The 10,992-nt window shown below is 69.1% G+C and carries 7 protein-coding genes; 5 read left to right on the top strand and 2 right to left on the bottom strand.

The features are described from left to right. The first annotated feature begins 163 nt into the window (after positions 1-163). Complete coding sequence (gene xdhA / locus BA022_RS01505; RefSeq protein WP_088886345.1) at positions 164-1,687, top strand: xanthine dehydrogenase small subunit; 1,524 nt, start codon at positions 164-166, stop codon at positions 1,685-1,687. After that, on the top strand, positions 1,684-4,089 hold the full coding sequence (gene xdhB / locus BA022_RS01500) for a xanthine dehydrogenase molybdopterin binding subunit (protein WP_088886344.1): 2,406 nt from the start codon (positions 1,684-1,686) through the stop codon (positions 4,087-4,089). Before xdhA ends, xdhB begins: the two co-directional genes overlap by 4 nt. 35 nt (positions 4,090-4,124) lie before the next feature. Here the strand turns inward: xdhB and BA022_RS01495 are convergent, their stop codons facing one another. Then, the gene (locus BA022_RS01495) at positions 4,125-6,227 is read right to left on the bottom strand and encodes a sensor domain-containing diguanylate cyclase (protein ID WP_088886343.1); all 2,103 of its coding nucleotides are present in this window, start codon (positions 6,225-6,227) and stop codon (positions 4,125-4,127) included. Positions 6,228-6,474: 247 nt separating this feature from the next. After that, positions 6,475-7,098: a Crp/Fnr family transcriptional regulator gene (locus BA022_RS01490; protein WP_047351073.1), complete on the bottom strand. Its 624-nt coding sequence runs from the start codon at positions 7,096-7,098 to the stop codon at positions 6,475-6,477. A 255-nt stretch (positions 7,099-7,353) separates the two neighbouring features. On the opposite strand from BA022_RS01490, the gene BA022_RS01485 reads away from it, so the two are divergent. The 3 genes from BA022_RS01485 (at position 7,354) to BA022_RS01475 (ending at position 10,992) form a co-directional block, all read left to right on the top strand. Then, on the top strand, positions 7,354-8,376 hold the full coding sequence (locus BA022_RS01485; protein WP_088886342.1) for a porin: 1,023 nt from the start codon (positions 7,354-7,356) through the stop codon (positions 8,374-8,376). Between the two features lie 221 nt (positions 8,377-8,597). Then, entirely contained in the window at positions 8,598-10,571 is a 1,974-nt protein-coding gene (locus BA022_RS01480; protein ID WP_228403684.1) for an EAL domain-containing protein, read from the top strand. Further along, entirely contained in the window at positions 10,555-10,992 is a 438-nt protein-coding gene (locus BA022_RS01475) for an HIT family protein (protein ID WP_015913835.1), read from the top strand. The genes BA022_RS01480 and BA022_RS01475 overlap by 17 nt, the downstream gene beginning before the upstream one ends.

The following is a 10,992-nucleotide window of genomic DNA, read 5'->3' as shown; positions in this document are numbered from 1 at the left end:
GTTTTTTGGACGGCTGCCTGGAATCAAAACAGCATGCGGCGCCGACCCACCGGGCGCCAGCAGCTACTTTTCTTATAGCAAACCGTCGGCCACCAACCACGCCGGCGGGGTTATGTGTACCGCCCTATGGTCAAGCCGGCGCCTGCGGCATACCCTTGGGTACATGACAACGCCCCGCCCCTTACGCTTCATCCGCCGCGGCCGAGCCGTGCAGCTGCACGGCATCGCGCCCGACCGCACCCTGCTGGAGATTCTGCGCGAGGACCTGGGCGCCACCGGCACCAAGGAGGGCTGCGGCGAAGGCGACTGCGGCGCCTGCACCGTGGTGCTGGGCGAGGCGCGCCAGGGCCGCATGCACTACCAGGCCGTCAACAGCTGCATCCGCCTGGCCCATTCCATCGACGGCATGGCGCTGTGGACGGTGGAGGACCTGGCGCACGACCCGCTGATCCGGCCCGCGTCCGACCCAAAGGGCAGCGCACTGCACCCCGTGCAGGAGGCGCTGGTCCAATGCCACGGCTCGCAGTGCGGGTTTTGCACGCCCGGTTTTGCCATGAGCCTGTTCGGCCTGTACCAGAACGAGGTCTGCCAGAACCGAGGCATCACGCGCACACAGGCGGCCGAGGCGCTGTCGGGCAACCTGTGCCGCTGCACGGGCTACCGCCCCATCCTGGATGCCGCACAGCAGATGCAGCAACTGCCGCGCGTGCAGGTGGACGAAACCGCGTTGCTACAACAATTGGAGCTTCTCGCGCTTGCCCCGCAAGCGCTAGAGGCCGATTTCTCTTATATCTCGCCCGCCACGCTCCCTGATCTGCTGGCCGCGCGCGCCGCCCACCCCGACGCGCAACTGGTGGCCGGCGCCACCGACCTGGGCCTGTGGATCACCAAGCAGCACCGCCGCTTCCCGCGCCTGTTGGACGTGACGCGCGCTGCGGAACTGACCGGCGTGGCCGAGCACGACGGCCAGCTCACGCTGGGCGCGGCCGTATCGCTCACCGATGCCTTCTCTGCGCTGCAGGCCCGCTGGCCGCAACTGCACCGCTTTGCCGCGCGCTTTGCGGGCCTGCCGGTGCGCAACAGCGGCACGCTGGGGGGCAACGTGGCCAACGGCTCGCCCATTGGCGACTCGATGCCGCTGCTGATCGCGCTGGGGGCGCAAGTGGAGCTGGCCAGCACGCGCGGCTGCCGGCGCATGCCCCTGGAGGACTTCTACACCGGCTACCGGCAGAACCAGTTGGCGGCAGACGAGCTGCTCACCTTCATCCACCTACCTCTGCCCGCGCCGGACCAGCGGCGGGCGGACCAGCGACTGGCGGCCTACAAGGTCTCCAAGCGCTTCGACGACGACATCTCTGCCGTGTGCCTGGCCATCCAGCTGCGCATCGAAGGGCAGACCATCACCCAGGCGCGCATCGGCGCGGGCGGCGTGGCCGCCACCCCTGCACGCGCGCGCCAGACCGAGGCTGCGCTGACCGGCCAGCCCTGGACCGCCGCAACGGCGGAGCGCGCCGCCGCCGTGCTGCAGGCGGAGTTCAACCCCATCAGTGACATGCGCGCCAGCGGCGCCTATCGCCGTGAAGTGCTAGGCGCGCTGGTGCGCCGCTTTTGGCGCGAGACCCGCGGCGGTGCGGAGACCCCAGCGCTGGAGCGCCTGCAACCCCTGACGCTGGAGGCCACGCCATGAAGCGCGATGACGACCACGCTCCCACTGCGCGCACGCCCGTTGGCCGCGCGGCCGCTGGCAACCCACCGGCCATGACCCAGCCCGCGATGGGCCAGCCCGCCATGGGTCAGCCCGCCATGGGCCAGCCCCACGCGCACGAGAGCGCACGCGCACAGGTGGCGGGCAGCGCCCACTACATCGACGACCTGCCCGAGGTAAAGGGCACGCTCTACGCCGCCCCCATCCTCAGCACCGTGGCGCACGGGCGGCTGGAAGGCGTGGACACGCAAGCCGCACTGCAGCTCGCGGGTGTGCACGGCGTGGTGCTGGCACAGGACATTCCGGGCGATCCGGTACTGGCGGCGTTCGCCCATGATGAGCCGGTGTTCGCGCAGGCTACGGTGCAACACATCGGCCAGGTGATCGGCCTGGTGGTGGCCGAGTCGGTGATGCAGGCGCGGCGCGCGGCGCGGCAGGTGAAGCTGAGCATCACCGCCCTGCCCGCCATCCTCACCGTACGGGACGCCTTGGCCGCCGAGAGCTATGTTCTACCGCCCGTGCACGTGCGCCGGGGCGACGCGGCCCAGGCGCTGGCGCAGGCGCCGCACCGCCTGCAGGGGCGACTGGAAGTCGGCGGGCAGGAGCATTTCTATCTGGAGGGTCAGATCGCCTATGCCCTGCCGCAGGAACAGGGGCAGTGGCTGATCCACTCCAGCACCCAGCACCCCGGAGAGGTCCAGCACTGGGTGGCGCATGCGCTGGGCATCGACAGCCACGCGGTGCGCGTGGAGTGCCGGCGCATGGGCGGCGGCTTTGGCGGCAAAGAAACGCAGGCCGGCCACCTGGCCGTGTGGGCGGCGCTGGCGGCGCACAAGTTCGGCCGGCCAGTCAAGCTGCGCCTGGACCGCGACGACGACTTCATGGTCACCGGCAAGCGCCACCCCTTCGCCTACGAATGGGACGTGGGCTTTGACGACGCCGGGCGCATCACCGGCCTCAAACTGATGATGGCCACTAACTGCGGCTTCAGCGCCGATCTGTCGGGCCCCGTGGCCGACCGCGCGGTGTTCCACTGCGACAACGCGTACTTCCTGGAACATGTGGAGATCGCCTCGTACCGCTGCAAGACGCACACCCAGAGCCATACCGCGTTCCGCGGCTTTGGCGGACCGCAGGGGGTGATCGCCATCGAAACCATTCTGGGCGACATCGCCCGCGCCCTGGGCCGGGACGCGCTGGACGTCCGCATGGCCAACCTCTACGGGCTGCACGAGCGCAACGTGACCCACTACCAGATGACCGTGGAGGACAACATCCTGCACGATTTGCTACCGCAATTGGAGCAGTCCGCGCTCTACAGGCAACGGCAGGAGGCCGTTTCGGCATGGAATGCCGCGAACCCCGTGCTCAAGCGCGGCTTGGGCCTGACGCCGGTGAAGTTCGGCATCAGCTTCACGGCCACGCTGTTCAACCAGGCCGGGGCGCTGGTGCATGTGTACACCGACGGCAGCGTACAGGTGAACCACGGTGGCACCGAGATGGGCCAGGGCCTGCACACCAAGGTGGCGCAGATCGTGGCCGATGAGCTGGGCGTGCCCCTCTCCCGCGTGCTGGTCACCGCCAGCGACACCGCCAAGGTGCCCAACGCCAGCGCCACCGCTGCCAGCAGCGGCACCGACCTGAACGGCCGCGCCGCGCAGTTCGCGGCCCGCCATGTGCGCGACAACCTGGCGGCGTTCGTCTGCGGGCTGGACGGCTGCGGCGCGGGCGCCATCCGCTTCGCGGGTGGGCAGGTCATATCCCCAAAACGCACGCGGCGCTGGGAGGACGTGGTGAAGGAGGCCTACGCCAACCGCATCCAGCTGTGGAGCGACGGCTTTTACCGCACGCCCAAGATCCACTACGACAAGACCACGCTCACCGGCCGGCCCTTCTACTACTTCGCCTATGGCGCCGCCTGCACCGAGGTGGCCATCGACACCCACACCGGCGAGAGCCGCGTGCTGGCCGTGGACATCCTGCACGACGTGGGCCACAGCATCAACCCGGCCATCGACCTCGGCCAGATCGAGGGCGGTTTCGTGCAGGGCATGGGGTGGCTTACCACCGAGCAACTGGTGTGGAACGACGAAGGACGCCTGGCCACGCACGCCCCCAGCACCTACAAGATCCCCGCCACGGGCGACGTGCCCGAGCACCTGCGCGTGCAGCTGTGGCACCAGCCCAACCGCGAGGACAACGTGGGCGGCAGCAAGGCCGTGGGCGAGCCGCCGTTCATGCTAGCCATCAGCGTGTACGAAGCACTGCGCAATGCAATCGCTGCGGCCCGGGGGGACGGCGGCGCCGATGCGCGCGCGCCCGTGCAACTGACCGCGCCCGCCACGGCAGAGAACGTGCTGCGCGCGATCGGGCGGCTGGAGTAACCCGCCGCCGTGTGCGGCCATGCCAGCCGAGCCGTTCAGGCCGGTACCTGCACGCTGCCTACGGCGATGCGGTTGCGCCCGGCGCGCTTGGCCTGGTAGCAGGCCATGTCGGCGGCATAGAGCAGCGCCGCCACACCGTGCGCACCGGGCGCCAGCGGGACCAGCCCCACGCTCAGGCCCAGGGTGAAGCTGCGCCCGCCATATGCGGGCTCCCACGCCTGCACGGCGGCGCGCAACTGCTCGGCCACGGCCTGCCCGCGCGCCAAGGAGCTGCCCGGCAGCACGATGGCGAACTCGTCGCCGCCCACGCGCGCAGCCCAGCCGTTGTGCCGCACTTCCGATTCGAGCAGACGTGCCAGATGGCGCAGTACGTCATCGCCCGCATCATGGCCGGCAACGTCGTTGACCACGGTGAAGTGGTCCAGGTCCATGAACAGCAGCACCCCGCCGTCTTCCTCCGGCACACCCCGCGGGCCCCGCGCAGCACGCGCGTCCAGCAACATCTGCAGGCGCAACTCAAACTCCGCGCGGTTGAGCAGTTGGGTCAAGGGGTCGTGGGCGCGCTCCCAGGACTGCTGCTGGCGCGCTGCACGCTCCGCAGTGAAGTCTTCCAGCGACCACACCAGGCCGCTGGACGGCACGCCGGGCTCCACCAGTTGCCCCTGCGCCCGCACCCACAGCGTGCTGCCGTCCTTGCGCAGCAGCGGCAGTTCGCCATCGAAGCTGCCGTGGGCCGCAAACCGCGCACGCACCTGCTGTGCCACATCCGCTGCGCCGGGCGGTGAGGCCAGCAGATCCGTCAGCCGGCGCCCCTGGAGCTGCGCCGGCGCATAGCCCAGCATGCGGCCGGCCTGCTGGCTGACGACCTCCACCTGCTCGTCGCGGCTGACGACGATGCCCAACGGCACGTGCGCCAGCACCGCACGCAACTGGCGCGCCGACGCCTCCGACCCACGCTGTTGCAGCCGCCGGTGTTCCAACAGCCGGGTGCAGACGCGCACCACATCGTCCACCTCGCCAGGGCTGTGCGGCCATGGGCCGTCATACCCGGCGGACCCGCTCGCCGGCGCACCAGCGGCCTCCGCGTCCGTCAGCGCTCGGGCACGCTGGCGCAGCAGGATCAGCGGGCGCGCGATCCACAGCATGGCGCCCAGCGCCAGCAGGGCCACCAGCGCCGTGGCCGCGGCCGCGAGCGCCCAGGCCCGGCGCTGGACACCCTGCATTGGCGCCAGCACGGCCTGCGAAGCGCTCACCCGGGCCACCACCCATTGCGGCATGGGCACGCTGGCCAAGCTCACCACGTGGTCCGCCTGCACGGTGGTTTGCGCGCGCCCGGCCAGCGGGGCATCGTCCGCGCGGCGCCAGCGCGCATAGGCCTCGCCCAGGCCGGGCTCGTCGGCCACCTGGCCCAGCACGCGCTCCATATTGGGGTGCGCCAGGATCACCCCATCGCGCGTGAACACCACCAGCTGCGAATCGCTGCGTGCGGGCAGCGCCAGGGAATGTGGCAGCAGTCCCTGCGATTGCAGCCGCAGCACGCCCGCCACGGCCCCGATGACGCGCCCCTCCCCCCGCAGCAGCGGCATGGTGAACATCACGCGCGCCTCGGCCGGCGTGGCGCCAATGAGGCCCGACACCAGCGGCTTGCCGTCCAGCAGTGTGCGCACGAGGTAATCGCGCTCGCCCGGGTCCAGACCCGAGGCCTTTTCCAGCTTGCCATAGCGCAGGTTGATGGCGAGGTTGCCGTCCTTGCGCGCAACCTGGATGGCGTCGAAGAAGCGCACGGCCGGCAGGCCCTGCTGCAGCAGCCACTCCAGCGACGCGGGGGACTCCAACAGTTCGGGGGTGATGCCCTCGGCCACGGTGGCAAGCACCTTCTGGCTCTGCTCGATCTTGCTGGCCAGCAACCGCGCCACCAGTTCCACCTCGTCGTTCTGCTGGCTGACCAGGCGCTGCATGACCTCCTGGCCCGCGGCGCGCGACAGCACCCACACGGTGAGCATTGCGGAGAGCACGATGGCCAGCGCCGCCACCGCGAGCAGCTTGCCCACCAGCGGACCGGGCAGCCATGCGAAGCCTTCAGGCTCCCGCTCGGGCGCCACGTCTTCCCACGCGGCAACATGCTCGGGCGGTGTCATGGGCGCTCCGCGTTCGAAGCGCCCGAAACGAGAGGATCGAGGAAGGCGCGAACCATGGTCGTAGGGGGACTGCCTCACCAGAGGCTCGAACCAATATACGCAGGCACCCCCAGCTCCAGACTGGGTGGAACCCTGTGACAGCGCGGGAAAAACCCTGACGCCTCAGGCCTTCAGGTAGAGAGTGGTAACAACTGGATGCAAAAGGGCCGCCGCAGCGGCCCCATCGGGCGGAGTGCCCAGTGTGTGCTCAGGCGCCGGCCACCATCTGCAGCGCGCGGGGCTGCGGCAGGCTCAGCACGTTGCCCGTGCCAGCGATCAGGCCGTGCTCGCGCAGATGGCGCAGCACACGCGAGAGCGTCTCGGGCGCAATGCCCAACTGCGCCGCAATCAGGCGCTTGCGCTGGTGCAGCGTAACGCGCAAGCCGCCGTCTTCACTGTTTTGCGCATGGCGCAGCAGCCACTGGGCGCAGCGCGCTTCGGCGTCCTGGGCCAGGCGGCTCACGGCCAGTTCTGTCTGTTGGCAGTAACCGGTAGCCATGTCGCGCAGCAGCGCCTGTGCGCCCACGGGCAACTCATCAAAGGTGCGCTTGAAGTCCTCCAGCGGTAGCCGGCGCAACTGCACGCGGGTGTCCGCCACCATGTCCACGGCGCAGGGCTGCTCCAGCAGCGCGGTGGCGGCGTCGAGCCAGAACGGCCCTTCGACGACACCAAGCTGGTGGCGCATCACGCCGTCCTCGCGCACGCCCAGCAGCACGCGGCCACTGTCAAGGTAGAGCACGGACGCAGGTTGTTGGTGGCGCTCACGCAGCACCTCGCCCGCGGTGGCCACCTCGATCTGTGCGGACTGGTCAGAGGACGGTAGGGGGAACATGACCGCCACTGTGCCGGCGCACCGCCCGTCCTGCTTTGAGCGAAATCAAAAGTGGACGTGCAACCGCCGGCGTGCCGGGCCGCCTCACGCGCCGTTCCGGCGGGTCCGGGCGCAACAACTTGCGTTCGCAGTGTTGCAAAAACACGAAAAAGGCTGGCGGCATGATGTTTGCTTGACCACAATCGCTGCCTGACACGAAACCGTCATAACAACCCCTGCGCCAGCCGCGCATCCCCGCCCTACAGAGGAGAACCCATGTACCGCCATTTGATCGCTATTGCCGCCGCCACGCTGTGCGCGGCCACGGCGCACGCCCAGACCTCCGTCACGCTTTCGGGTCTGACCGACGTCTACGTCGGCTCCATGAAGATGGCCGGCGACGCCGACCGCCGCTCGGTGGTCAATAGCGGTGGCATGACCACCTCGTGGTTCGGCTTCACCGGCTCCGAAGACCTGGGCGGCGGCTTGAAGGCCAACTTCCAGCTCACCTCGTTCATCCAGGTGGATGCCGGCACCCAGGGCCGCTTTCCGGGCGATACGTTTTTCTCGCGCGACGCCAACGTGAGCCTGTCGGGCAGTTTTGGCTCCGTGCTGCTGGGCCGCTGGATGGCACCCAACTTCCTGCCGTCTGTGGTGGGCAACCCGCTGGGCGACTCGTTCACGTTCTCGCCGCTGATCCTGCACAAGAACGTGCCGCTGTTCAACGCCTCCGGCTGGCAGGCCACCACCCCGTCCGACACAGGCTGGAGCAACCAGATCGCCTACAGCACGCCCGACATCGGCGGCTTCAAGGCCAACCTGCAGTACCAGTTCGGCGAACTGCCGGGCGATAACGGCAAGAAGAACGTCGGCGCTAATTTCTTCTACTTCGGCGGCCCGCTGACGCTGACTGGCTACTACGAGCGCGACCAGATCAGCAACCCCGGCCAGGGCACCTACCTGGGCACGACCAAGAAGGACTGGATGCTGGCCGCAGCCTACGATTTCAACGTCGTGAAGCCGTACCTGAGCTACGGCCAGACCAAGGCCGACAACAGCCCCGGCAAGGCCAAGACGATGCAGGTCGGCGCATCGGCCCCGCTGGGCGGCGGCAGCCTGTTGGCTTCCTGGGTCAAGACCGAGCTGACGGACTCGGACCTGGACCGCAAAACCTTCACGCTGGGCTATGACTACAACCTGTCCAAGCGCACGGACGTGTACGCGATGTACATGAACGACAAGATCACCAACCAGTCCACGGGCAACAGCTTCGGCGTGGGTATCCGCCACCGGTTCTGACGAAGCAGGCCCTGTCGGCCACTGCACGGCACGCGGCGCCATGCGCCGCGTGCTTTTTTTCGCCTGCAAATACCAATGAAAAGTAGCCCTGATGCTTACGGACAAAGCGCCAGCAGCTATCAATTCAATACCAGCCATCGCCCTTGCCAGGCGCATGCGCGTCACGGGCCTGTCACCCGGAAGGCCTACGCTCCCCTTTTAACAGTTACCAATTGCTACCGATGCCTGATGCTCCGCGGCTGTCTCTGCGCGCACTGCTGCCTTCGCTGTCACCCAGGGTGCGGGGCGAAGGGCCGCTGGCGCGGCTGCTGCGCGCGGGTGGGCTGCACTGCGTATTCCAGCCCCTGGCCGACCTGCGCGAGGGGAACATCTATTCACACGAGGCGCTGATCCGCGGCCCGGAAAACTCGCCGCTGCAGTCGCCCGACGCCTTGCTGGCCCAGGCACGCGCCGAAGACCTGCTGCACGACTTCGAACTGCTGTGCGTCGCGCAGGCACTCACCCAATGGGGCCAGCAGGCCACGCCGGGCCGGCTGTTCGTGAACATCAGCGCCGACGCGCTGGTCTGGGGCGTCGGGCTGTGCGGCGCGGAGCCTCTGGCCCACGTGGTGCGTCGGCTGGGCGTGGCGCCGCACATGGTGGTGCTGGAGATCACCGAGCACGAGCGCGTGCACGACCTGGTGCCGCTGCGCGACGCACTGCGCCAGGTGCACGCCAGTGGCATGCGCCTGGCGCTGGACGACTTCGGCGACGGCCATTCCAGCCTGCGCCTGTGGTCGGAGGTGCGCCCCGACTTCGTGAAGATCGACAAGTACTTCACGCGCGACATCGGCCAGCACCCCGAGAAGCTGCAGATGCTGCAGGCGATCCGCGGCATTGCCGAAGTGTTCGGCACCACGCTGGTGGCCGAAGGCATCGAGACCAGCGACGAGCTGCGCGCGCTGCGCGACCTCGATATTTCCTACGGCCAGGGCTACCTGCTGGGCCGGCCCGCGCGTACCGCTCGCATGGCGATCGAGCCGCCCGCGCTGTCCGTACTGCGGGACCGCCGCGTGGCCGTGCTGCCGCACGGCGGCCAGCCCATGCGCCCGGGCATCCTGCGCAACCTGCTCATGGCGCAGGCGCCCACCGTCACGCCCTGCACCAGCAACGACGCGGTGGCCGAGCTGTTTCGCACGCATGGCGATCTGCACGCCATTGCGGTGCTGGAGGGCGAACGCCCCGTGGCGCTCATCAACCGCCAGGAGTTCATGAACCACTACGCCACGCTGTACTTTCGCGAGGTGCACGGCCGCAAACCCTGCATGGCGTTCGCCAGTACGTCGCCGCGCGTGGTGGAGATGGACTGCGACGTGGAGCATCTGGTGGGCATCCTCACCTCGCAGGACCAGCGCTACCTCAACGACGGCTTCATCGTCACCGACAACGGGCGCTACGCGGGCCTGGGCACCGGCGAGCAACTGGTGCGCGGCGTGACCGAAGCGCGCATCGAGGCCGCGCGCCACGCCAACCCCCTCACCTTCCTGCCCGGCAACATCCCCATCAGCCTGCACATGCAGCGCCTGCTGGACCACCGCGCGGCCTTCGTCGCCTGCTACGCCGATCTGAACCACTTCAAGCCCTTCAACGACCACTACGGCTATTGGCGCGGCGACCAGATGATCCGCCTGGTGGCGCGGCTGGCGCTGACGCACTGCGACCCGCGGGCCGACTTCGTGGGCCATGTGGGCGGTGACGACTTCATGCTGCTGTTCCAGAGCAGCGACTGGCTGGCGCGCTGCCAGCGCATCGTGGACTCGTTCGCGCGCGAGGCCATCGCCCTGTTCGATGAATCCGCGCGCCAGGAAGGCGGCATCTGGGCCGAGGACCGGCATGGCGTGAACCGTTTCTTTCGCTGTACCACGCTGTCGATCGGCGCGGTGCGCGTGTCGCCGGGCAGCATGGAGCATGCCGAAGAGGTGGCCAACCTCGCGGCGCTGGCCAAGCGCGATGCCAAGCAGTCGCACGCGGGCATCGCCTGGCGCGACGCCGGCCCAGGCGGGCTGGTCTGCCTGCGGCGCGCGCCGCGCCGCGGGCCCGGGCCGGCGCGCACTAGGTCCTTACACTCCAGCGCGACAGAGTCGCCGCATCCCCATCCGCGGCCAACCTGGATATTCCAACCTACAGGAGAGACCGCCCGTGCCCATGTTCGTTGACACCTCGCCGCCCGGCCAATGCATCTTCTGCCGGCTGGTGGCCGGCGAGATCCCCAGTGCCAAGGTCTATGAGGACGCGCTCACGATTGCCTTCATGGACATCGGCCAGGTCACGCCGGGCCATGTCCTCGTCGCTACCAAACGGCATGCGGCCACCTTGCTCGACACGACCCCCGAAGAGGCCGCGGCGCTGATGCAGACCGCGCGCCGCGTCGCGCTGGCGGTGCGTACGGCGTTCGACCCGCCGGGGCTCACGCTGCTGCAGGCCAATGGCGCGCTGGGCGGGCAGACCGTGGCGCATGTACACCTGCACGTGGTGCCGCGCCATGAGGACGACGGCATCACCTTCACCTGGCCACGCCAGGAGCCGCCAGCCGCCGTGCTGGCCGGTTATGCCGAGCGCCTGCGCGCGGCGCTGTAG

The organism is Diaphorobacter nitroreducens (assembly GCF_002214645.1).
Classification (GTDB): Bacteria; Pseudomonadota; Gammaproteobacteria; order Burkholderiales; family Burkholderiaceae_C; genus Diaphorobacter; species Diaphorobacter nitroreducens.
Note: the sequence above shows the minus strand (reverse complement) of the source record. Positions and strands in the feature narration are given on the sequence as shown.